The following is a 21,247-nucleotide window of genomic DNA, read 5'->3' as shown; positions in this document are numbered from 1 at the left end:
ACGCAGTTTAGAGGAACAATCCTGGTCCGGGTCGCGTTCCTTCGGGGAATCTGACGCCCACTTTCTGGATCTTGTTCCCGTCCATGGTCGCCACGGTCCAGATCGTGCCATGCCATTCGACCTGGTCACCTACTACTGGAGCGCCTCCGACCTTTTGTCGGATGAACTGCGCCAGCGGCATTTTCGCGTCCAGACCATCGAGTTTCAGGCCATAAAGTGCTGCCACCGCGCCCAGCTCGGCATCGCCTTCGAGCACGAAGTCGCCGAAGAAGCGCAGGTCCAGGCCACGTTGCGGCGCCTGGCTGAACAGTTTGCCCAGGGCCGGCAGGTTGTGTTCATGGCCGATCACGCAGAGCATGTCGCCCACTTCCAGCACGGTACTGCCGGAGGGGTGCAGCAGTTGCTCACCGCGAAACAGCGCGGCGATGCGCGTGCCTTCGGGCATCTTCAGTTCGCGCAGGGCGGCGCCGATGCACCACTTTTCCGCGCCCAGGCGGTAGACGAACAGCTCCCACTCGCTGGTGATGTGCACCTCAAGCGCAGAGCGGGAAATCGGCGCCGGGTCCGGCGGCACGGTCACTTTCAGCAGCTTGGCCATCCACGGCAGGCTGGTGCCCTGCACCAGCAGCGACACCAGCACGATGAAGAACGCCAGGTTGAAGAACAGCTGGGCGTCGGGCAGCCCGGCCATCAGCGGGAACACCGCGAGGATGATCGGCACCGCCCCGCGCAGGCCAACCCAGGAAATGAAGCCCTTCTCGCGGCCATGGAAGGCCTTGAACGGCAGCAAGGCGGCCACCACCGACAGCGGCCGTGCCACCAGGATCATCCACAGGGCCAGGCCCAGCGCCGGCAGGGCGATGGGCAGCAGGTCGTGGGGCGTGACCAGCAGCCCCAGCACCAGGAACATGCCGATCTGGGCCAGCCAGGCCATGCCGTCGAGCATGTGCAGGATGCCGTGGCGGCTGCGGATCGGCTTGTTGCCCAGCACCAGGCCGCACAGGTACACGGCGAGGAAGCCGCTGCCGTGCAGGGCGTTGGTCAGCGAGAACACCACCAGGCCGCCGGCCACCACCAGGATCGGGTACAGGCCACCGGCCAGGTTGATGCGGTTGACCAGTTGCAGCATCAGCCAGCCGCCACCCAGGCCCAGCAGGCTGCCGATGCCGAACTCGCGGACCAGGTGGGTGAGCAGGCTCCAGTGCAGGCCGGTCTGGCCGCTGGCGATCATGTCGATCAGGGTGACGGTGAGGAACACGGCCATCGGGTCGTTGCTGCCCGACTCGATTTCCAGGGTGGCGGTTACCCGCTCGTTCAGGCCCTTGCCGCCCAGCAGCGAGAACACGGCCGCTGCGTCGGTGGAGCCGACGATGGCGCCGATCAGCAGGCCCTGGATCAGGCTCAGGTTGAACAGCCAGGCGGCCACCAGGCCGGTCAGCGCGGTGGTGATCATCACCCCCACCGTGGCCAGCGACAGGGCCGGCCACAGGGCCACGCGGAAACTTGCCACCCGTGTGCGCAGGCCGCCGTCGAGCAGGATGACCGCCAGTGCCAGGTTGCCCACCAGGTAGGCGGTGGGGTAGTTGTTGAAGATGATGCCGCCACCATCGACACCGGCGACCATGCCCACGGCGAGGATGATGACCAGGATCGGGATGCCCAGGCGCGAGGACAGCGAGCTGACCAGAATACTTGCACCCACCAGCAATGCGCCGATCAGGAACAGGCTGTTGATGGTGCTGGCATCCAAGGGCAGGTACTCCGGGTGGCGCGGGAAAGGGACTTGGCCAATTGGCTTTCGCTTTTGACATGGCAAGTCGCGTGCCAATCGATTCTAACCTGATGAATTGGCAGCATGTAAAGCGTTTCTGCAGATGAAAAAAAGGCACCGCGGTGGGTGCCTTTTCTTGTGCTGCGCGGGAGGGCCTGTTCGCGAGCTTTGCTCGCTCCTACGGGATTGACGCAGGCCCGGTAGGAGCGAGCGAAGCTCGCGAAAAGGCCAGGTCAGGCTTACGCCTGCTTCACCTCACGCATCGCCTTGCCCTTCACCGGTGCACCGTTGGCCACGTAGTACTTGGCCGTGCTGCGTGCCAATGGCTTGCGGCCACGGATCTTGTCCGAGATTTTCTCGGCGATCATGATCGTGGTGGCGTTGAGGTTGCCGGTGATGATGATCGGCATGATCGACGCATCCACCACACGCAGGCCCTTCATGCCGTGCACGCGGCCTTCGCCATCGACCACCGCCATGTCGTCGGTGCCCATCTTGCACGAGCAGGACGGGTGGAACGCGGTTTCGGCGTGCTCGCGGATGAACTTGTCCAGTTCCTCGTCGGTTTGCACGTGCTCGCCCGGGCTGATCTCGCGGCCACGGTACGGGTCCAGCGCCGGCTGGGCCATGATTTCGCGGGTCAGGCGGATGCCGTCACGGAATTCCTGCCAGTCCTGCTCGGTGGCCATGTAGTTGAACAGAATGCTCGGGTGCTGGCGCGGGTTCTTCGACTTGGCCTGGATACGCCCGCGGCTTGGCGAACGCATCGAGCCCATGTGCGCCTGGAAGCCGTGTTCCTTCACGCCGTTGGAGCCGTTGTAATTGATGGCCACCGGCAGGAAGTGGTACTGGATGTTCGGCCACTCGAATTCAGGGCGGGTGCGGATGAAGCCACCGGCCTCGAACTGGTTGCTGGCGCCGATGCCGGTGCCGTTGAACATCCACTCGGCGCCAATGGCCGGCTGGTTCCACCACAGCAGCGACGGGTACAGCGACACCGGCTGGGTGCAGGCGTACTGCAGGTACAGCTCAAGGTGGTCCTGCAGGTTCTCGCCAACGCCTGGCAGGTCGTGCACTACCGGGATGTCGAGGCTTTCCAGCAGGGCACGTGGGCCAACGCCGGAGCGCTGCAGCAGCTGTGGCGAGGCGATGGCGCCGGAGCTGACGATCACTTCCTTGCGGGCACGGGCTTCGACGCGCTCTTCACTGTCGCCAACCAGGTAGGTCACGCCAACGGCGCGCTTGCCGTCGAACAGCACGCGGTCGCTCAGGGCATGGGTGACGATGGTCAGGTTCGGGCGCTTCTTGGCTTGGTCCAGGTAACCGCGGGCGGTGCTGGAGCGGCGGCCGTTCTTGGTCACCGAACGGTCCATCGGGCCGAAGCCTTCCTGCTGGTAGCCGTTGAGGTCTTCGGTGCGTGGGTAACCGGCCTGCACGCCGGCTTCGACCATGGCGTGGAACAGCGGGTTGTTGCCCGCCTTGGGCGTGGCCACGCTGACCGGGCCGTCGCCGCCGTGGTAGTCGTTCGGGCCGATGTCGCGGGTTTCGGCTTTACGGAAGTACGGCAGGCAGTCCAGGTAGGTCCAGTCTTCCAGGCCTGGCAGCTCTGCCCAGCCGTCGAAGTCCATGGCGTTGCCGCGGATGTAGCACATGCCGTTGATCAGCGACGAGCCACCCAGGCCCTTGCCGCGGCCACATTCCATGCGGCGGCCGTCCATGTGCGGCTCTGGGTCGGTTTCGTAGGCCCAGTTGTAGCGCCGGCCCTGCAGCGGGAAGGCCAGGGCGGCTGGCATCTGGGTGCGGAAGTCGAAGCGGTAGTCGGGGCCACCGGCTTCGAGCAGCAGTACGCTGACGCCGGCGTCTTCGGTCAGGCGGGTGGCCAGGGTGTTACCGGCAGAGCCGGCACCGACGATGATGTAATCGTATTCTTGGGACACGGAAGTACCCTCGTGTTGGCGGTGAACAGGGAGCGGGAACGCCCGTGCGCAGCGGCACGGGCGTGGCGTGACAAGGCCTTAGAAGACCGAGTTGTAGCCGCCCAGCTCGACCTGGACCGACTTGATGCGAGTGTATTGAGCCAGCGAGCTGACGCCGTTCTCACGGCCCACGCCCGACTGCTTGTAGCCACCAACCGGCATTTCCGCCGGCGATTCGCCCCAGGCGTTGATCCAGCAGATACCGGCTTCCAGCTGGTGGATGATGCGGTGGGCGCGGGAAATGTCGTTGGTGCAGACACCGGCGGCCAGGCCGTAGTCGGTGTCGTTGGCGCGGCGGATCACTTCTTCTTCGGTTTCATAGGTGAGGATGCTCATCACCGGGCCGAAGATTTCTTCCTTGACGATGGTCATGTCGTCGCGGCAGTCGGTGAACACGGTCGGGGCCACGAACGCACCGTTGGCGAAGGCGCCGTCGGTCAGGCGCTCGCCGCCGCACAGCACGCGGGCACCTTCTTCTTTGCCCTTGGCGATGTAGCCGAGCACGCTTTCCATGTGCTGGAAGCTGACCAGCGGGCCGAAGTTGGTGTTCTCGTCTTCCGGGTTGCCAACGCGGATGCGGGCAACGCGCTCGGCGATCTTGGCCTCGAAGGCCGCCTTCATTTCAGCCGGGATGAACACGCGGGTGCCGTTGGTGCACACCTGGCCCGAGCTGTAGAAGTTGGCCATCATGGCGATGTCGGCGGCCTTGTCCAGGTCGGCGTCGGCGCAGATGATCAGCGGCGACTTGCCGCCCAGTTCCATGGTCACTTCCTTGAGCGACGAGCTCGAGGCGCTGGCCATGACCTTCTTGCCGGTGGTGGTGCCGCCGGTGAAGGACACTTTCTCGATGCGCGGGTGCTCGGTCAGCCAGGAGCCGACTTCGCGGCCGCTGCCGGTCAGTACGTTGAACACGCCATTGGGCAGGCCGGCTTCGGTGTAGATTTCGGCCAGTTTCAGGGTGGTCAGCGAGGTGACTTCCGACGGCTTGAAGATCATCGCGTTGCCGGCGGCCAGGGCCGGGGCGGACTTCCACAGGGCGATCTGGATCGGGTAGTTCCAGGCACCGATACCCACGGTCACGCCCAGTGGCTCGCGGCGGGTGTAGACGAAGGACGATTCGCGCAGTGGAATCTGCTCGCCTTCGATGGCCGGCACCAGGCCTGCGTAGTATTCCAGCACGTCGGCGCCGGTGACGATGTCGACGTAGCGGGTTTCCGAGTACGACTTGCCGGTGTCCAGGGTTTCCAGCATGGCCAGCTCATCGTTGCGCTCGCGCAGGATGTCGACGGCGCGGCGCAGGATGCGCGAACGCTGCATGGCAGTCATCGCTGCCCAGACCTTCTGGCCGCGCTCGGCGCTTTGCACGGCCTTCTCGACGTCAGCCTCGGTGGCACGTTGCACGTGGGCGAGGACTTCGCCGGTAGCCGGGTTGATGGCTTCGAAGGTGGCATCGCTGCCAGCGTCGACGTAAGCGCCATCAATGTAGAGTTTTTGCGTTCCGAAACGGGCCATAGTGTCCTCGCAAGTGCAGTGTGTGGTTGGCTTGCGCGTCACGCTCCTGCCGGGTTGGCGTGGGCTGTGCGCGTTGGGTCAGCAGCCTGGTCGGTTGTGCCCAGGGTGTGCTGCTTAGCCAGTTGTAGATCCATGTATTCGTTAGCAATCCGTATCGCCTGGTCGGTGTCGAATGCATCACCCGACAGGGCACCACGCAGCCACAGGCCGTCGATCAGGGCCGCCAGGCCGCGGGCAGCCTTGCGCGCATGGTAGAGCGGCAGGGCGCGGCGGAACTGGCAGCACAGGTTTGAATACAAGCGGTGATCGTTGATCCGCTGCAACCTGTGCAAATCGGGCTGGTGCATGCTGGAAGCCCAGAAGGCCAACCAGGTTTTCATTGCCGGGCCGTTCACCTGGCTGGCATCGAAGTTGCCCTCGATGATCACTTTCAGGTGAGCGCGCGGGCTGTCGTCCGTCAGGGCCTGGCGACGTGCTCGAACGCCTTCGTTGAGCATGTTCATGATGTAACCCATCGTCGCTGCGATCAGGCCGTTCTTGTCCCGAAAGTAGTGACTGATGATGCCGTTCGACACACCGGCCAAACGGGCAATCAGCGCAATGCTGGCGTCCCCCAGTCCGACCTGATCGACCGCCTGCAACGTGGCTTCGATCAACTGCTGGCGGCGGATGGGTTGCATACCGACCTTGGGCATCTTGCTATCTCCTCAGGCCTGCGAGCAGACGACAGGCGGCTGACTCGGCGAAGGCCAGTCTATTTTGTTTTGATTGAACGTTCAATCAATAAAGAATAAGCTCTGCGACAATTTGTGCCATTGACAGTTTTTCAGGCGGTCGAGAAGGCACGGATTGACACCCCAGGAAATCGTGTAACCCCCGGAATACAAGGCGTTGACGGGCATCAGCGATGCGAAATGCAGATTCTGCCGTGCGGCCACTGGCCCTGCGACAGGCCCTTGGAGCGGGCGGGGTGATCTGTGGCGAATGCGCGCACCTCGCATGAGGTAACGGCATTTGCAGCAGGCCACCTGTCTGTTTTTTGCAACGTATCGATTCGGGATCACGGTTTCCAGGGTGCTTTTATAACACCTGATGCAGTGGGGATATTCCACCAATTGCTCGGGAAAGACTGATTAGCCTCCACAAGCCGTACTGCCCGGAGCATTCGTGCAATGAGTTCTGCCTCACTTACCAAGCCCCCCGCCGAGAGGGTACGGGTCAACCGCGTGGTGTTCTTCACCTCCGCGCTGATGATCCTCGTTCTGACTGCCTTGCTGATCGCTGTCCCCGAAACTGCCGGCCAGGTGCTGGGCGTTGCCCAGAAGTGGCTGACGCGCACCTTCGGCTGGTACTACATGCTGGTGATCTGCGGTTACCTGCTGTTCGTCGTGTACCTGGCCTTCTCCGACTACGGCAAGCTCAAGCTTGGCGGCAAGGATGACCAGCCAGATTTCAGCTACGGCGCCTGGGCCGGCATGCTGTTCTCCTCCGGTATCGGTATTTCGCTGCTGTATTTCGGCGCCTCCGAGCCGCTGGACCACTACTTCAACCCACCCGAGGGCACCCCTGCCAGCCTTGAGGCCGCGCGCCAGGGCCTGCAGCTGACCTTCCTGCACTGGGGCCTGCATGGTTGGGCGATCTACGCCCTGGTGGGCCTGGCCGTGGGCTATTTTGCCTACCGCCACAACCAGCCGCTGGCCCTGCGCTCGGCGCTGTACCCGCTGGTGGGTGAGCGCTGGGTCAAGGGTGCTGCGGGCAATGCCGTGGACATCTTCGGCATGTTCGTGACCCTGCTGGGCCTGGTGACCAACCTGGGCATCGGCTCGATGCAGGTGGCCTCTGGCCTGGAATACCTGTTCGGCATGGACCACAGCAAGACCAACCTGCTGGTGGTGATTCTGGTGATGGCCGGCGTTGCCACCGTGGCCGCGGTATCGGGCGTGGAGAACGGCATTCGCCGCCTGTCCAACCTGAACATCATGCTGTTCAGCGGCCTGCTGATCTTCGTGCTGCTGGGCGGCAACACCCTGCACCTGCTCAACGGCTTGGTGCAGAACGTGGGTGACTACCTCAACGGCATCGTGCTGAAAACCTTCGACCTCTACGTGTACGAAGGCGAGGCCGGCAAATCCGAGCGCTGGTTGGGCCTGTGGACCGTGTTCTACTGGGCCTGGTGGATTTCCTGGGGCCCGTTCGTCGGTATGTTCATTGCCCGTATCTCCAAGGGCCGCACCGTGCGCCAGTTGGTCAGCGGCGTGCTGCTGATTCCGCTGGGCTTCACCCTGGCCTGGCTGTCGATCTTCGGCAACACCGCGCTGGACCTGGTGATCAACCAGGGCGCCGTGGAGTTGGGCAAGACCGCCTTGGAACAGCCCTCGATGTCGATCTACCAGCTGCTGGAGTTCTTCCCAGCCGCGAAGATCGTGATCGGCGTGGCGGTGTTCGTTGGCTTCGTGCTGTTCCTCACCCCGGCCGACTCCGGCGCGGTGATGATGGCCAACCTGTCGTGCAAAGGCGGCAAGGTCGACGAAGACGCCCCGCACTGGATGGTGGTGTTCTGGTCGGTGATCATCACCCTGGTGACCATCGGCCTGCTGTTCGCCGGTAACTTCGAAGCCATGCAGACCATGGTGGTACTGGCGGGCCTGCCGTTCTCGGTGGTGCTGGTGCTGTTCATGTTCGGCCTGTACAAGGCCATGAAGCAGGACGTGGCGGTGGAGCAGGAACGTGCCGAACTGGCCGCCCGTGGCCGCCGCGGCTTCAGCGAGCGCCTGACCCAGCTGGAACTGCAGCCGACCCAGGCCGTGGTGCAGCGCTTCATGGACAAGCAGGTCAGCCCTGCGCTCAAGGACGCTGTCGCACAACTGCAGGCACTGGGCTTCGAGGTGGAGTCGCGGGTTGGCCAGTCGCGCAACATGATGGGCCTGCGGGTGATGATGGACGAGGGTAACCCGTTCGTTTACGAAGTGAGCCTGGACGGCTACCTGGCCGCGCCGAGCGAGGCGCCGGTCGAGGGCGAACCCCAGGAGCGCCAGCGCTTCTACCGTGCCGAAGTGTACCTGCACGATGGCAGCCAGGAGTACGACCTGATGGGCTTTGCGCCTGAGCAGATCGTGCGCGATGTGCTGGACCAGTTCGAAAGCCACCGGCAGCTGCTGGGCCGGGTCTACAGCTAAGCCCTCGGGGGGCCAGGCATAACTATCTAGCCCCCTGCAGGCACTTGGCTGGGCGACCTTGGCGGAACATTCTCCGTCAAGGTCGCCCCGCCATGTCTGAATACCTGCCTGCCGATTTCAAAACCCTCGTCGCGACCCAGTTCGCCACCCGCCCCACCTTGCGCGAGGTGCTGGCCCGGCGCTTGCTGGCCATTCTCGAACACACCTTGCCTGCCATCGCCAGCGTGCAGCCGCCGCTGGGCAGTGCCGAGGCGGTGACGCTGATCAGCCCCCATCCAACACAGCCGCATTGGGTCACCCAGCCGCTGGTGGACGTTGCCCTGCAAGCAGTGCTCGACCAGCAGGCACTGGGTTTCTTGCCCATTGCTGGCCGCGCCTACAAGATCGGCCTGGCTGCACCGCACCGGTTTGCCGGCGATGATGACTCGCTGGGGTATTTGGACCTCGGCAGCGCAGGCTCCGCGATCAATGAACTGCTGGCCGAGCTGCCGGTGTGGTTCCAGCAAGCCCAGGTCGACTACTGGAATGCCATGGGCAGCGCCGGTGTCAGCCGTGAGCGCTGGCTGCAGTTGGTGGTGAAGATGGCCCTGTTGCAGGGCCTGCCCCTGCAAGGCCTGGACGACCAGCAGCAGCGCTGCGTGCGCGGGCTGCTCAAGGGCGGCGACCAGGCACCCACGGTTTTCGCCGTGCAGGCAACCCTCACTGAGGGCGAACGGCGCCGCCAGGTTTGCTTGCCTGCTTTGTTGGTCACGGGCGAATGGGATGAGCGCGAAGTCATCCTTTGGTGCGCACCCTCGGGTGTGATCCGGGCGTTCGACACCCTTGATGCCTTTGCCATCGGGCTGCGTGACCAGTTGGCCGGGCAGTACCGCTTCGAGCACATGAGCTGGGACCGCTACGCGCTGCAAGGGGATGCCTTCGCCTACCAGGCCACGCTGATGCTCGAAGGCCTGTTCGAGCGCCTGGCGCAGGTGCCGTACACGTTCCTGAAGGATGTGGAGCACCTGCAGCGGGTGTTCCTGGCCTTGAGCGACCCGTCGAGCCATTTCGTCGAAGGCTACCTGGCGCCCGCTGCCGCTGCGCTACCGGCGCCGCCTGGCCTTGCCCGCGCCCGGGCCGCTGACAGCTTCGCCTACCAGTCGGCCTTGTTGGCATTGGCCCTCGACCAACTAGATTCGGACGGCATTGCCGCCCTGGATGGCATTCCCGACCTGCACACCTATACCCAGCAGCGGCTGGCCGAGGCGATGCAGGCAGACCATGCACAGGCGGCACTCTACGACAGTGATGACCTGCTGCTGGAGCTTGCCATCGCCCGCGGTGAGCCAGGTGGCGCCGGGGTTGGCAGTGGCGGCGGTGAACCGCTGGAAAGCCTCGGCCAAAAAACCCTTACCCAGTTCGCCATCGGCAACCTGGGTTCGCTGCACGGCGCCTTTATCAAGGGCATTGCACACCGAACTGGCCGCCGGTTGCCGGGTTGGCTGAACGCCGACTACCTCAAGCGCCTGGTGGGCGAGGTCGACATCGGCGGCCATTACCCCCAAGCGGTGGCGCAGCAACTGGATGAGCGCAGCCAGCGCCCCGAGCGGGTGCGCCGCTTTGCCCGCGAGTGGCGTAGTGCGCTGGTATTCCTGGCGCTGTCGGCAAGGCTTGAGGGTGGCTTGAGTGAGGCGGGCTTGCAGGTCATCGTCGATTACTGCCGGGGCCACGTTGACCGGCAGACGCCGAACATCACGCTGTTCCCGCTGGCCTTCAAGCCACGCCAGGCATCCACCCGGCACGACCTGGTGCGCGGCGCCTACGTGGTGTTTTCGGCCGAGCCGCGCAGGGCGTTGCTGTATTGCCCACTGTTCGAGCAACCCGTGCTCAAGGAGTTCGCCAGCCTTGAGGCGATGCTGCAGGCCATACGCCAAAGCGATGTGCTGCAGCAAAGCCTGCTGGCCTGGATGGCGCCGGACGCACACAGCCTTTACGCACACGGCGGATTCGCCGACCCCCACGTCGCCATCATCGGCATCGACCCCTATAACCTGCCCGAACAAGGGGCCCCGGCGCTGCTGGATGTTCAGCTCTGGCTGAGCCAGGTGGATGAAAAACTCTATGCTGCCAACCGCGACCTGCTGGTGGAGCTTGCCCAGTTGCAGTCGACCTCCACGGCCCGTAGCCGCTGGGAGCGCCTGGCCGAAGGCGCGTGGCTGCTGTTCGATACCGCGACGCTGCTGATTGGCGGGCCCGTGGCCAGCGTGGCCTGGCTACTGCAGCTGTTCAAGGGGTTGGACGATGACCTGCAAATGCTGGCCGGCCACGATGCGTTCGGGCGTTCGGCGGCGGTGGTCGATGTGTTGCTCAACCTTGGGCTGGCGCTGCTCCATCAGCGCCAGCCCACTGTGCCGGCGCTACCACCGGCGGCGGTGGACCCGGCCCGTCTTGTTCCGCGCCTGCCATTGCGCCCGGTCGTACCCGCCGCCCAGGTGGCGCAGGGGAAAACCGTGCTCGCCGGGGCCATGCCCCTTGCCGCGAGCCAGCTCGACCTGCGTTTCCGGGGCAACCAGGGGTTCAACTACCTCACGGCAGAGAACAAGCGTGCGCTGCAACGCCTGGCCGTGGCGGTCGCCCTCGAAGGCGTGGAGCCCATCGCTTCGGGGGTTCGCCAGGGTTTGCATGAAGTGGATGGCGCCTATTACCTGACCATGGCGGGCTTGACCTACCACGTGGGCCAGGTGGAAGGCGGCATCAGGATATTCGATGGCCAGCAGCTGACCGGGCCCTGGTTGCAGTTCGAGGCCGGCGCGTGGCGCATCGACCGCGCCATGCGTGGCCTGGGCGGCATGCCCAAGCGGCGAGTGGAGCGCATGAAAGAGGCCAACATGGCCCTGCTGGAGTCGTTGCAATCCCGCGAGTCGCGCTTGTTGACCGAGCTGAACGACTTGGGCGAGAACTTCAAGAAGCACCGTAGGTTCCTAAACAAGTCCATTGAGGACCTGGACGCCTACCCGGGGGAGGCCAATGACGAGCGGCACAGGATCCTCACCAACCTGATGAGGCAATCGCGCTTGCGGCTGCTCGCCGACATGAAGCAACTGGTAGAAAAGGGCATCGTCCATGACGAGCTCGTCAGCCAGATCGCCGCAGTGGGGCGAACGGCGGTGAGCATGCAGGAAGCGATTCGCCTGCAACGCAATACCACCCGCCATGACCTGATCGAACGCTGCGACCTGTATACCCGGGAACTGAGCGGGCTGATTGCACAGGCGAACTTGCAGGGCCTGGGCGACAGCATTGCCGTGCTGCCGGAAACGGACGCGGAAAAGCAGAGCTACCTGGACTATTACCAGCAGGTGGAAGCGGTGGTGGGCTGGCGCACCGACCTGGTGAACCTTTCCGGGAAGTTCGATGCCTTGCTGGAGAACACCCTGGGCGACCGCTCGGTGGTGTTCAGGGATGAAGATACCGGGGAACGTATTGGCAAAGAGGCTTGGCTTGGGCAAATCATCGAGGAGCGCCGCTTGACCTCGATCGACCAGCAGTTCGGCCTGTTGATGGACCTGGCCGAAGCCAGCCTGAACCGTCTGGCGCCGATCGATGAGCAGGTCTTGGTCGATTACGCCGGTTACCTGGCCAGTGCCGAGCTGAAAAGCTCCGGCAGTGCCCATGGCGAGGTCGCGGCCCAGCCGGACTTGAAGGAGCGCGTCGATATCCTCTCCGGCGTCTTGCAGGATTACCAGCAGGCCGAAGCGATGAGCGACTACCTGGCCAGCCTGGGTGGGGAGGGTATCCGGCAGGCGCCGCTGGCCGCCTACCGCAAGGTGCTCAAAGGCCTGATGGACGCCATTCAGGAAGACCTGAACCAGGCCGTGCGCGAGCTCGAACTGGCCGAGCCACGCCGGCCACGGGTGACGCTCTACGCCAGCCGTGGGGGCCGACGCAAGGTGGTGACCACGCGGCGGGGCCATAAGGTGGTGGGTGAGGAAACCGATGTCGACGGGGAAACGGTTATCCAGCAGCTGGACTTTCGCAAGGCGGTGCTCAAGACCTTCCACCAGCATGACGGCCAATGGGTAGAGGACAGCGGCACATCACCGACCAGCCCGGAGCCCGCGCTTCCAGGCGACGACGCGCTAGGCGCGGCGCGGGCCGAGGGCCTGCTGGCACAAGTGGAACAGGTGATCGCCCTGGCCAGGCAGTACGTGAAGTCCGACGAGCCGCGCGGGTTGGAAACGGTCATCGACGGCCATATCGAAAAGCTCGCCGAGTTCACCGGCAAGCTGACGGTGGCCACGCATGAAACCCTGCACGAGGCATTGAACGACGGCATCGACCGCTTGCGCCTGGCCAAGGACGACCTGCTGCGCGGCCTGTACCTCACAACCCGCCACCCGACGGCAGACAGCCTGCGCTTTCTGCTGCGCAGCGGCGAGGTGACGGTCACCCGCTCGGAACAGCGCAAACCGACCCAGGCCGGTGATTACCTGGACATCTATGAAATCCGCAGGCGCCCGGTGGGCAAGCAGGCCCAGGGCAGTGGCCTGTGGGAAGCGCATTTTCATTATCGGGCGCAAGCCACGCCGGCGCTTGAGTTCGACAAGGGCCACTTGAAAATCTGGTCCGAGCGCAAGCTGGGGCGCAACGCGCAAATGCGTGCTGCGCAAACCCGTAACGAGTTGCTGTTCATCTATCGCGGTGAACTGAAGGCCCAGCAGGTCGCGGACCTGTTCCCCTTCGCGTGACTGCCGGTACGAGCCGCTGCTGCTCCCGCTAGCGCGGGGCGGCAGCGTTGCTGTAGCGCCCCTGGCGGCCGTGGGCGGGCATCGCCTGGTTGCCACGCTCGGCAATCATCTGCTGCAGGCGGATCAGCTCCACACCTTGGCGCTTGAGCTGCGGGATGGCCTGTTCCAGTACCGCCAGGGTCTGCGGGTAGGGGTGGCCGATCAGCACGGCCGAGCCCTGTTTGTGGGCCAGGGCAATGCCTTGCTGCAACTGCCCGGCAATGGCTTCGGGGGTGCGCACGTCATCGAGGAACACATCCCGCGACACGTGCGCCAGGCCGAGCGCCTGGGCCTCGGCGGCGGCGACCGTGGCGGCGCTGGTGCGGCTGTCGACGAAGAACAGGTGGCGGCGCTGCAGTTCTCCCATCAACCAGGTCATCGGCGCACGCTGGGCGGTCATGCGGCTGCCCATGTGGTTGTTGATGCCAGCGGCGTAGGGCACCTTGGCCAATGCGGCGTCCAGGCGCCGGGCCAGTTCTTCGAGGGGAATTTCAGGGTGCCAGGCGTAGGGGCCGGTGGCCGGGTCCATGGGCATGTGCAGGATCACCGTTTTGCCTGCCTTGTGGGCCTGGCGGGCGAAATCCGTGGCATGGGGGGTGTCGGGCATGATCGCCATGGTCACAGGCCCTGGCAGGGCGAGGGTACGGCTGTCACGCTCGGCGCTTTGGCCCAGGTCGTCGATGATGATGCTCAGGTAGGCCTTGCCGGCCGGCGCCGCTTGCGCGACGCCGGCCAACAGGCAGAACAGCAGACACAGCAGATAACGCATGGGGAAGTATCAGTCGCCTTTGGTGACGTTCAGGCCCTTGAGCAGGCTCAAGGCCTGGCTCAGCTGGTAGTCGCTGTCCTGCGGGCGCTCGGTACGCTTGCCGCTGCTGCCGGTGGGGCGGTCGGCGCCGCCGTTGCCGTTGCCCAGGTGGCCTTGCAGGTCGGCTTCCTTGAAGGTGTCGTTGTCGCTGGCATCGGTGGTCAGCTTGGCCGGGCGCACTTCGATGTCGGGAACGATGCCCTGGGCCTGGATCGAGCGGCCGTTGGGGGTGTAGTACAGCGCGGTGGTGAGCTTCAGCGCTCGGTCGTTGGCCAGCGGCAGCACGGTTTGTACCGAGCCTTTGCCGAAGCTGTCGGTGCCCATCAGCACGGCACGTTTCTGGTCTTGCAGGGCGCCGGCGACGATTTCCGAGGCCGAGGCGCTGCCACCGTTGATCAGCACCACCAGCGGCACGCCTTCGCTGGCGTCGGCGGGGTCGGCGGTGAAGCGCAGCTCGGAGTTGGCGATGCGGCCCTTGGTGTAGACGATCAGGCCCTTGGTCAGGAAGTGGTCGGCCACTTCCACGGCCGCCTGCAGCACGCCGCCTGGGTTGTTGCGCAGGTCCAGCACCAGGCCGCGCAGTTTCTTGCCGCTGTCCTTGCGCAGCTTGGCCAGGGCCTTGCCCACTTCCTCGCCAGTCTTGACCTGGAACTGGGTGATGCGGATGTAGCCGTAGCCGCTTTCCAGCAGCTGGCTCTTCACGCTCTTGACCTGGATCACCGCACGGGCGAGGGTCACGTCGAACGGGTTACCGCCGTCACGCACCAGGGTCAGGGTGATTTTTTCACCGATCTTGCCGCGCATCTTGTCGACCGCTTCGGTCATGGTCTGGCCGCGGGTAGGGGCGCCGTTGATCTTGACGATCAGGTCGCCCGCCTGCACACCGGCACGGGACGCCGGGGTGTCGTCGATCGGCGACACCACCTTGATCATGCCGTCTTCCTGGCCCACTTCGATGCCCAGGCCGCCGAATTCGCCGCTGGTGCTTTCCTGCAGCTCCTGGAAGTCTTCGGGGCCCAGGTAGGCCGAGTGCGGGTCGAGGTTGCTGAGCATGCCCTTGATGGCGTTTTCCAGCAGGGTCTTGTCGTCAACAGGCTCTACATAGGCGGCCTTGATGCGGTCCATGACCTCGGCGAAGGTGCGCAGCTCTTCCAGCGGCAGCGGTGCCTTGGCGGTCACCTCGGTGGCCGGCACCGCGGCGGGCTTGGCGGCCTTGGCCGGCTCGGCAGCAACGGCCAGGGGAGCGCCGACCACCAGGGCGATGGTCAGGGCCAGCTGGGTGAGGCGAGGCGAGTGCAGCATGTCGAACGAACTCCTGATCCTGTAGGCGCTCCCGTGGGAGCATCGGCGCAGCGCCAGGCGCTACGCCGTCAATGTTGTGTCAGCCTCGGCACCACTGGGCAGGGTCGGTGGGGCGGCCCTGCTGACGGATGGCGAAGTACAAGCCTGCGGCGTCCTGGCCGCCGCTGTCGCCAACGGTGGAAATGGCCTCGCCGGCCTTGACGATGTCCCCGGCGCTCTTGAGCAGGCTCTGGTTGTGGCCGTAGAGGCTCAGGTAACCATTACCATGGTCGAGAATGACCAGAAGTCCAGCGCCGCGCAACCAGTCGGCGAACACCACGCGCCCGCCATGCACCGCGTGCACCTGGGTGCCGGGGCTGGCGCTGATCATCACCCCGTCCCATTTGGCGCGGGCATCGCTGCCGCGGGCATCACCGAAGCGTGCCAGTAATCGACCATTGACCGGCCACGGAAGTTTTCCCCGTGCTGCGGAAAATGCACCGCCGTAGCTGGCGCCGTCGCTGGAAACCATCGGGCCGAGGGTAGTGCGGGCCTTTTTCGGCGGTTCGGCGTCTTCTTTTTCCGCTTTGTCGGCACGGGCCGCCGCCAAGGCTTCCTGCTGGCGGCGCTTCTCGGCTTCCTGCTGGGCCAACAGGGCCTTCTTGCGTGCCTCTTCGGCTTCGCGGGCCTGGCGGGCGAGGGTTTCCTCGATGGTCTTGAGCACCTTGGCAAGGTCGGCCTGGTCTTGCTCGCGGGCCTGCAGCTTCTGGTCGTGGTCCTTGACGTCGCTGTTGAGCTTGGCCAGCACCTGCTGGCGCTTGCCGCGTTCGGCGTCCAGGGCCTGGCGGCGGCTGTCGAGGTCGGCGCGCTGGGCCAGCAGCTGCTCTTGCTGGCGGGAAATGTCCTGCTCGACGTTGGCCAGCTGGCGCAGGGTTTCGTTGAAGGCCTTGAGCTGGTCGAGGCGTGCCTTGCTCAGGTAGTCGTAGTAGGTGAGGGTGCGGGCGAATTTCTCGGGGTTCTGCTGGTTGAGCAGCAGCTTGAGATATTCCTCGCGCCCATTGTTCTGGTAGGCCGAGCGGGCCTGGATGGCGATCAGCCGTTGTTGTTCAACGCGGGCGCTCTGGAGTTTTTTTTTCTCGGTATCAAGGCGCTCCAGCTCGCCCTCGGTCTTTTTTAATTCTTGTTGCAGGGCCTCCACCTGCTTCTCCAGGTTGCCGATATCGGTTTCGGTGGCCTTGAGGTCTTTTTGTACGCCGGCTTTTTCTTCCTGCAGCTTGCCCAATGTCTTCTTGAGCTCGGCAATGTCCTGGCGGGTGGAGTCCAGTTGTTGCTGGGTCTGCGCGCGCTCGTCGGCGAAGGCCGGGCTGAGCAGGCAGGACAAGGCTAGTAGGATCAGGGCGCGTAGCATGGGGTTTGGCGTACCGGGGCTGGAGACCGGCCTAGTATGCCCGTGCGGGCAGGCAAAAAAAACGCCTCGCTGTGGGGACAGGGGGGCGTTTGTCTGGAATTCATGCGTGGGTGGGGCTGCTTTGCGGCCCATCGCGACTTGGCAGTCGCTCCTACGGGGGTTACGCGATTCCCTGGTAGGAGCGACTGCCAAGTCGCGAAGGGCCGCAAAGCGGCCCCGCTCCACAATCAACCGTCAACCAGAATCGAAGTACCGGTCATTTCCGAAGGCTTCTCCAGCCCCAGCAACTTCAGCATGGTTGGCGCCACGTCAGCCAGCACGCCGCCTTCGCGAACCTGCACCTTGCGCTTGCCAACATAAATGAAGGGCACAGGCTCCGTGGTGTGGGCGGTGTGCGCCTGGCCGGTGCTTTCGTCTTCCATCTGTTCGACGTTGCCGTGGTCGGCCGTGATCAGCGCTTCGCCGCCGACCTTGTCCAGCGCCTCGACGATGCGCCCAACGCAGCCGTCCAGGGCTTCCACGGCCTTGACCGCGGCCTGGAACACGCCGGTGTGGCCGACCATGTCGCCGTTGGCGTAGTTGACCACGATCACATCGTAGCGCTGCTGCTCGATGGCCTCGACGATGCGGTCGGTGACCTCCGGCGCGCTCATTTCCGGCTGCAGGTCGTAGGTAGCGACCTTTGGCGATGGAATCAGGATGCGCTCTTCGCCTTCGAACGGCTCTTCACGGCCACCGGAGAAGAAGAAGGTAACGTGGGCGTATTTCTCGGTTTCGGCGATGCGCAGCTGGGTTTTGCCGTTCTTCGCCAGGTACTCGCCAAGCACGTTGTTCAGGCTGGCCGGGGCAAATGCCGCCGGGGCCGGGATTTTCGCCGAATACTGGGTGAGGCCGATGTAGGCGGCCAGCTTGGGCAGGCGGGCGCGGGGGAATTCGTTGAAATCGGGCTCGACGAACACGCGCGACAGCTCGCGGGCGCGGTCGGCGCGGAAGTTCATGAAGATCACCGCGTCGCCGTCTTCGACCTTCACCGCCTCGCCAATGCGCGTGGCCTTGACGAACTCGTCGCTCTCGTCACGCGCATAGGCCGCTTCCAGGCCGGCAACGGCGCTGTCGGCGGTGTATTCGGCGGTGCTGTCGACGATCAGGTTATAGGCGGCGCTGACCCGGTCCCAGCGGTTGTCGCGGTCCATCGCGTAGTAACGGCCGATCAGGCTGGCGATGCGGCCCTTGCCGAGCTTGGCGAAGGTGGCGTCGAGCAGTTCGATGGACGATTGGGCACTGCGCGGCGGGGTGTCGCGGCCGTCGAGGAAGGCGTGCAGGTAGATTTTCTCGGCACCGCGTTGCACGGCCAGTTCGGCCATGGCCACCAGGTGGTCCTGGTGGCTGTGAACGCCACCGTCGGACAGCAGGCCAAGGATGTGCACGGCCTTGCCGTTGGCGGCGGCCTTGTCGACGGCGCCGGTGAGCACCGGGTTCTGGAAGAACTCGCCATCGCGGATGGCCTTGGTCACCCGGGTGAAGTCCTGGTAGACGACGCGCCCGGCCCCGAGGTTCATGTGGCCGACTTCGGAGTTGCCCATCTGCCCGTCCGGCAGGCCAACGTCCATCCCGGAACCGGAAATCAAACCATGCGGCTGGGTGGCGCGCAGGCGGTCGTAGACCGGTGTGTTGGCGGCGTAGATGGCATTGTATTCGGGGCTTTCGCTATGGCCGAATCCATCCAGGATGATCAGGACCAGGGGTTTGGGCGTGCTCGTCATCAATCAAACTCACGGTTGTTCAAAGATGATAAAGACACGCATTTTAGGGCAAATGCGCCATCAGCGGCGAATAATCGTCCTGCTCACCGACCAGCGCGGGCCGCCTGGCAACATGAAGGTACTTTTACAGCCGGCCAACCGGGCTTTGGTGGTACTGGGGGGCTGTGTATACTGGCCGGCATTTTCAATCGACTGGAACACCGCTGATGGTTGCTCACCTGATTCAATTCGCGACAGATCACTACATCCTGGTGGCGATCTTCGTTGTGCTGCTGGTCGCACTGCTGGTCAATGAAGTCCGCCGTGGTGGCCAGAGCCTGAGCAATGGCCAGCTGACCGCCCTGGTCAACGCCGACAAAGCCCTGGTCATCGACATTCGTCCTGCGAAGGAATACTCGGCCGGCCACATCGTCGGCGCGCTGAACATCCCGCAGGACAAACTGGCCAACCGCATGGCCGAGCTTGAAAAGCACAAAGAAAAGACCCTGATCATCGTCGATGCAATGGGCCAGCAGTCCGGCACGATTTGCCGCGAACTGCTCAAGGCTGGTTACACCGCTGCCAAGCTGAGCGGTGGCGTTTCCAGCTGGAAAGCCGATAACCTGCCCCTGGTGAAGTGATATGAAGCCTGTCATCGTCTATTCCAGCGACTACTGCCCCTACTGCATGCGCGCCAAGTACCTGCTTGAAAGCAAGGGCGTGGCCTTCGAAGAGATCAAGGTCGACGGCAAGCCCCAGGTGCGCGCTGAAATGAGCCAGAAGGCCGGCCGTACCTCGGTGCCGCAGATCTGGATCGGCAGCACCCACGTCGGTGGATGCGATGACCTCTTTGCCCTGGAGCGCGCCGGCAAGCTCGACGCGCTGCTGGCGGCCTGATTTGCACTGCATTCAAAAACATTAGGATAAGGATCTGCCATGACTGACCAACAGACCAACGGCGCTGCTGCAGAAGACAACAGCCCTCAGTTCTCCCTGCAGCGCATCTACGTGCGTGACCTGTCGTTCGAAGCCCCGAAAAGCCCGCAGATCTTCCGCCAGCAGTGGGAGCCAAGCGTTGCCCTGGACTTGAACACCAAGCAGAAAGCCCTGGAAGGCGACTTCCACGAAGTGGTGCTGACCCTGTCGGTCACCGTGAAGAACGGTGACGAAGTGGCCTTCATCGCCGAAGTGCAACAGGCCGGCATCTTCCTGATCGCCAACCTCGACGCCGCTTCGATGAGCCACACCCTGGGCGCGTTCTGCCCGAACATCCTGTTCCCGTACGCTCGCGAAACCCTGGACAGCCTGGTGACCCGTGGTTCGTTCCCGGCCCTGATGCTGTCGCCGGTGAACTTCGACGCCCTGTACGCGCAAGAGCTGCAGCGTATGCAGGAAGCGGGCGAAACGCCGACCGTGCAGTAATTTTTGCCGGTATTGAAAAAGCGCCTCTCGGGGCGCTTTTTTTGGTTTGGGAGCCGGCGCCGCGTGGGCGGCGCATCGCGAGCTTTGCTCGCTCCTACCAGGGTTTGGTACCCCCTGTAGGAGCGAGCGTAGCTCGCGATGCTCAGGCAAGGCCGTGCGCGATCTCAACTCCCGGCAAACCCATTCTGCCGCCAGGCCTCATACACCGTCACCGCCACGGTATTGGACAGGTTCAAACTCCGGCACCCAGGCCGCATCGGCAGGCGCAGGCGCTGCTCGGCTGGCAGGCTGTCCAGCACTTCGGCCGGCAGGCCACGGCTCTCTGGCCCGAACAGGAAGGCATCGCCCGGCTGGTAGGCCACTTCATGGAACGGGTGCGAACCCTTGGTGGTGAAGGCGAACAGCCGTGGATTGCCCAGGCTTTCCAGGCAGGCGGCCAGGCTCTCGTGGCGCTTGAGCGTGGCATACTCGTGGTAATCCAGCCCCGCACGGCGCAGGCGTTTGTCGTCCAGCTCGAAGCTGATCGGCTCGATCAGGTGCAGGGCGCAGCCACTGTTGGCGCAGAGGCGAATGATGTTGCCGGTATTCGGCGGAATTTCTGGTTGAAAAAGGATGACGTGAAACATGCACGGCTCCAAACGTGAAGATGACGAGCATTCTACCCCCGAACCCGACCTACGTTCGAAGGCCTGGCCGCGCATGCTGCTTTCACTGGCGCTGTTCGGCGTTTTGGTAGGCCTGATGATAGGCCGCCTGACTGCCCCGGATGAGCATGTGCTGGAGCAGGTCGAGGTGGTGCAGGATGGCCTGGATCTGTGGTTCAACGAAGAACCCAGGCTGCATGGCGAAAATGTCGAAGGTACCGTGGCGCTGTTGTTCGAGGCCGAGGGCAAGGCGCAGCGTGGTCAGCTAGACCTGCAGGGCAAGCCGGTTGGCTGGCGTTTGCAGAAGAGTGACAAGGGGCTGCTGCTGACGGTGGTTGCCGCGCGCCCCCTGCACGGCCAATGGGCCGGTGCAGAGGACGCTGGGCGTTGGCGGGTGCAGGTGAGGCTGCACGAATAAAAGAGGGGATATCCCGGCCTGCCTGTACCGAGGTCCCCAAAAGCGGCGTTACAGCGAATAAAAGAGGGGTCACCCGGCCTGCCTGTACCAGGGCCCCCGAAACTGGGTATGTATTACCTATTGCAGGGGGCGTGCCAAGTTTGCAAAGCCCAGGAATACGGGGCTTTCAGGGTGATTTGGCCGGGGTTTGAGGGGATTTGTGCCTTGGGGAGGTGCACGGGGCACAGGATCGGTGCATCTGGGCAGAAAGGGCTGGGGCCGCTTCGCGGCCCATCGCGACCTGCGGTCGCTCCTACAGGAATATGAACGCCTGTAGGAGCGAC

The 21,247-nt window shown here is 64.2% G+C and carries 15 protein-coding genes; 6 read left to right on the top strand and 9 right to left on the bottom strand.

The annotated features are described in order from the left end of the window. Window positions 1-7 precede the first annotated feature (7 nt). The 4 genes from F3J45_RS16325 to betI all read right to left on the bottom strand — a co-directional run bounded on the left by F3J45_RS16325 (window position 8) and on the right by betI (window position 5,954). On the bottom strand, window positions 8-1,750 hold the full coding sequence (locus F3J45_RS16325; RefSeq protein ID WP_167064579.1) for a potassium/proton antiporter: 1,743 nt from the start codon (window positions 1,748-1,750) through the stop codon (window positions 8-10). A gap of 260 nt (window positions 1,751-2,010) precedes the next feature. After that, window positions 2,011-3,708: a choline dehydrogenase gene (gene betA, locus F3J45_RS16320; RefSeq protein WP_167064576.1), complete on the bottom strand. Its 1,698-nt coding sequence runs from the start codon at window positions 3,706-3,708 to the stop codon at window positions 2,011-2,013. A gap of 78 nt (window positions 3,709-3,786) precedes the next feature. After that, complete coding sequence (gene betB / locus F3J45_RS16315; protein WP_167064573.1) at window positions 3,787-5,259, bottom strand: betaine-aldehyde dehydrogenase; 1,473 nt, start codon at window positions 5,257-5,259, stop codon at window positions 3,787-3,789. A 38-nt stretch (window positions 5,260-5,297) separates the two neighbouring features. After that, a complete protein-coding gene (gene betI, locus F3J45_RS16310; RefSeq protein WP_167064570.1) occupies window positions 5,298-5,954 on the bottom strand; it encodes a transcriptional regulator BetI in 657 nt (218 codons plus the stop codon). 477 nt (window positions 5,955-6,431) lie between these two features. On the opposite strand from betI, the gene F3J45_RS16305 reads away from it, so the two are divergent. Beyond that, window positions 6,432-8,435 (top strand): BCCT family transporter, encoded by a 2,004-nt coding sequence (locus F3J45_RS16305; RefSeq protein ID WP_167064567.1) that lies wholly within the window; start codon window positions 6,432-6,434, stop codon window positions 8,433-8,435. 92 nt (window positions 8,436-8,527) lie between these two features. After that, window positions 8,528-13,162 carry a dermonecrotic toxin domain-containing protein gene (locus tag F3J45_RS16300; RefSeq protein WP_167064564.1) on the top strand — a complete coding sequence of 1,545 codons (4,635 nt, stop codon included), beginning with the start codon at window positions 8,528-8,530 and terminating at the stop codon, window positions 13,160-13,162. A gap of 28 nt (window positions 13,163-13,190) precedes the next feature. On the opposite strand, the gene F3J45_RS16295 is transcribed toward F3J45_RS16300, so the two are convergent. From F3J45_RS16295 to gpmI, 4 genes are all read right to left on the bottom strand, one after another. Next, window positions 13,191-13,970 (bottom strand): divergent polysaccharide deacetylase family protein, encoded by a 780-nt coding sequence (locus F3J45_RS16295; protein WP_167064561.1) that lies wholly within the window; start codon window positions 13,968-13,970, stop codon window positions 13,191-13,193. A 9-nt stretch (window positions 13,971-13,979) separates the two neighbouring features. After that, complete coding sequence (locus F3J45_RS16290; protein ID WP_167064558.1) at window positions 13,980-15,311, bottom strand: S41 family peptidase; 1,332 nt, start codon at window positions 15,309-15,311, stop codon at window positions 13,980-13,982. 79 nt (window positions 15,312-15,390) lie between these two features. Further along, entirely contained in the window at window positions 15,391-16,698 is a 1,308-nt protein-coding gene (locus F3J45_RS16285) for a murein hydrolase activator EnvC (RefSeq protein WP_167064555.1), read from the bottom strand. Between the two features lie 227 nt (window positions 16,699-16,925). Then, entirely contained in the window at window positions 16,926-18,461 is a 1,536-nt protein-coding gene (gene gpmI / locus F3J45_RS16280; RefSeq protein ID WP_167064552.1) for a 2,3-bisphosphoglycerate-independent phosphoglycerate mutase, read from the bottom strand. A 206-nt stretch (window positions 18,462-18,667) separates the two neighbouring features. Between gpmI and F3J45_RS16275 the strand changes: the two genes are divergently transcribed. Genes F3J45_RS16275 through secB form a run of 3 tightly spaced genes read left to right on the top strand, consistent with a single transcriptional unit; the run spans window position 18,668 to window position 19,862 of the window. Then, the gene (locus tag F3J45_RS16275; RefSeq protein WP_167064549.1) at window positions 18,668-19,081 is read left to right on the top strand and encodes a rhodanese-like domain-containing protein; all 414 of its coding nucleotides are present in this window, start codon (window positions 18,668-18,670) and stop codon (window positions 19,079-19,081) included. Between the two features lies 1 nt (window position 19,082). Beyond that, the gene (grxC, locus tag F3J45_RS16270; protein ID WP_167064546.1) at window positions 19,083-19,337 is read left to right on the top strand and encodes a glutaredoxin 3; all 255 of its coding nucleotides are present in this window, start codon (window positions 19,083-19,085) and stop codon (window positions 19,335-19,337) included. Window positions 19,338-19,376: 39 nt separating this feature from the next. After that, entirely contained in the window at window positions 19,377-19,862 is a 486-nt protein-coding gene (gene secB, locus F3J45_RS16265; protein WP_167064543.1) for a protein-export chaperone SecB, read from the top strand. Between the two features lie 164 nt (window positions 19,863-20,026). Here secB and trmL read toward each other — a convergent pair whose 3' ends face one another. Then, the gene (gene trmL / locus F3J45_RS16260) at window positions 20,027-20,488 is read right to left on the bottom strand and encodes a tRNA (uridine(34)/cytosine(34)/5-carboxymethylaminomethyluridine(34)-2'-O)-methyltransferase TrmL (RefSeq protein ID WP_167064541.1); all 462 of its coding nucleotides are present in this window, start codon (window positions 20,486-20,488) and stop codon (window positions 20,027-20,029) included. On the opposite strand from trmL, the gene F3J45_RS16255 reads away from it, so the two are divergent. Then, window positions 20,487-20,924 (top strand): hypothetical protein, encoded by a 438-nt coding sequence (locus F3J45_RS16255; protein ID WP_167064538.1) that lies wholly within the window; start codon window positions 20,487-20,489, stop codon window positions 20,922-20,924. The genes trmL and F3J45_RS16255 overlap by 2 nt on opposite strands. Window positions 20,925-21,247: the final 323 nt, after the last annotated feature.

Source organism: Pantoea sp. Ap-967 (genome assembly GCF_011752565.1).
In the GTDB taxonomy this organism is placed as follows: domain Bacteria; phylum Pseudomonadota; class Gammaproteobacteria; order Pseudomonadales; family Pseudomonadaceae; genus Aquipseudomonas.
The sequence above is the reverse complement of the archived record's forward strand: the minus strand, read 5'-3'. Positions and strand labels throughout refer to the sequence as shown.

What these genes read in the sequence shown, in the direction of transcription:
- trmL (WP_167064541.1), bottom strand. Translation starts at nt 20,488, where the DNA reads ATGTTTCACGTCATCCTTTTTCAACCAGAAATTCCGCCGAATACCGGC.
- F3J45_RS16295 (WP_167064561.1), bottom strand. Translation starts at nt 13,970, where the DNA reads ATGCGTTATCTGCTGTGTCTGCTGTTCTGCCTGTTGGCCGGCGTCGCG.
- secB (WP_167064543.1), top strand. Translation starts at nt 19,377, where the DNA reads ATGACTGACCAACAGACCAACGGCGCTGCTGCAGAAGACAACAGCCCT.
- F3J45_RS16255 (WP_167064538.1), top strand. Translation starts at nt 20,487, where the DNA reads ATGCACGGCTCCAAACGTGAAGATGACGAGCATTCTACCCCCGAACCC.
- F3J45_RS16285 (WP_167064555.1), bottom strand. Translation starts at nt 16,698, where the DNA reads ATGCTACGCGCCCTGATCCTACTAGCCTTGTCCTGCCTGCTCAGCCCG.
- betB (WP_167064573.1), bottom strand. Translation starts at nt 5,259, where the DNA reads ATGGCCCGTTTCGGAACGCAAAAACTCTACATTGATGGCGCTTACGTC.
- F3J45_RS16290 (WP_167064558.1), bottom strand. Translation starts at nt 15,311, where the DNA reads ATGCTGCACTCGCCTCGCCTCACCCAGCTGGCCCTGACCATCGCCCTG.
- F3J45_RS16305 (WP_167064567.1), top strand. Translation starts at nt 6,432, where the DNA reads ATGAGTTCTGCCTCACTTACCAAGCCCCCCGCCGAGAGGGTACGGGTC.
- grxC (WP_167064546.1), top strand. Translation starts at nt 19,083, where the DNA reads ATGAAGCCTGTCATCGTCTATTCCAGCGACTACTGCCCCTACTGCATG.
- F3J45_RS16300 (WP_167064564.1), top strand. Translation starts at nt 8,528, where the DNA reads ATGTCTGAATACCTGCCTGCCGATTTCAAAACCCTCGTCGCGACCCAG.
- gpmI (WP_167064552.1), bottom strand. Translation starts at nt 18,461, where the DNA reads ATGACGAGCACGCCCAAACCCCTGGTCCTGATCATCCTGGATGGATTC.
- F3J45_RS16275 (WP_167064549.1), top strand. Translation starts at nt 18,668, where the DNA reads ATGGTTGCTCACCTGATTCAATTCGCGACAGATCACTACATCCTGGTG.
- betI (WP_167064570.1), bottom strand. Translation starts at nt 5,954, where the DNA reads ATGCCCAAGGTCGGTATGCAACCCATCCGCCGCCAGCAGTTGATCGAA.